Origin of the sequence: Haloferax sp. Atlit-6N (assembly GCF_003383195.1) — an archaeon.
GTDB classification, from domain to species: Archaea; Halobacteriota; Halobacteria; order Halobacteriales; family Haloferacaceae; genus Haloferax; species Haloferax gibbonsii.
The window spans coordinates 1-573 of record NZ_QEQJ01000131.1 but is presented as its reverse complement, the minus strand read 5'-3'; the positions used below and the strand labels follow the sequence as shown (position 1 = coordinate 573).

Annotated in this window: 2 protein-coding genes and 1 pseudogene; all 3 read right to left on the bottom strand. The window is 67.5% G+C overall.

Translation table 11 applies throughout. The features are described 5' to 3' along the window. A partial coding sequence (locus DEQ92_RS21555; RefSeq protein ID WP_115821758.1) for a KEOPS complex subunit Pcc1 occupies window positions 1–278 on the bottom strand: 278 nt, incomplete at its 3' end. Between the two features lie 12 nt (window positions 279–290). Next, entirely contained in the window at window positions 291–425 is a 135-nt protein-coding gene (locus DEQ92_RS21550; RefSeq protein WP_089764242.1) for a DNA-directed RNA polymerase subunit P, read from the bottom strand. 41 nt (window positions 426–466) lie between these two features. Then, window positions 467–573, bottom strand: a pseudogene (locus tag DEQ92_RS21545) (50S ribosomal protein L37ae); the annotation flags it as partial.

The following is a 573-nucleotide window of genomic DNA, read 5'->3' as shown; positions in this document are numbered from 1 at the left end:
CGCTCCGCACCCGCGCGTTCGACGTCTTCGGCGACGCGGACCAGCCGTATCCACGTATTTATCCCGGCGCGCAGCGCCACGAGGTCGGCGGCCGCGACGTCGACGTGGACGGTACGGCCCTCACGAGTCACGTCGGCGCGGGACCGATCGTCCGCGATCTCGTCGACTTCGACGCGGACGCTCTCGGTGACGAGTCGAGCGCGCCGCTCGTCGTCGTACTCGAAGTCGATCGCGGCTTCGTGTGCGACCCCGTCGGCGGGGGTCCCTCGGCTCGCCATCGAAGAAGGGGATTACTCGACTGGGACTTCCTTGACGTCCGGTGCGCGCTCTTTCAGCAGCACGCGGTGGCCGCAGTACGGACAGCGGACGCCGCCGTACTCGTCCAGTTCGACGTCGCGCTTACACCGGGAACACTTGTAGCTCATCGTTCAGGTAGTGGGGATAGTGGGTGTTGGATCTTTCGCGCTTACTCTTCGCCGTCGCCGGAGAGTGCGGCGCGGATGGAGCGACGGACCTGCTTGCCGCCGGGGGTCTGCGGGCGGTAGCTCCCGCCGGTGAAGACCTCGCCCGTTT

Bases quoted from the DNA above. Each gene is read 5' to 3' on its own strand.
- DEQ92_RS21550 (WP_089764242.1), bottom strand. From the start codon at position 425: ATGAGCTACAAGTGTTCCCGGTGTAAGCGCGACGTCGAACTGGACGAG.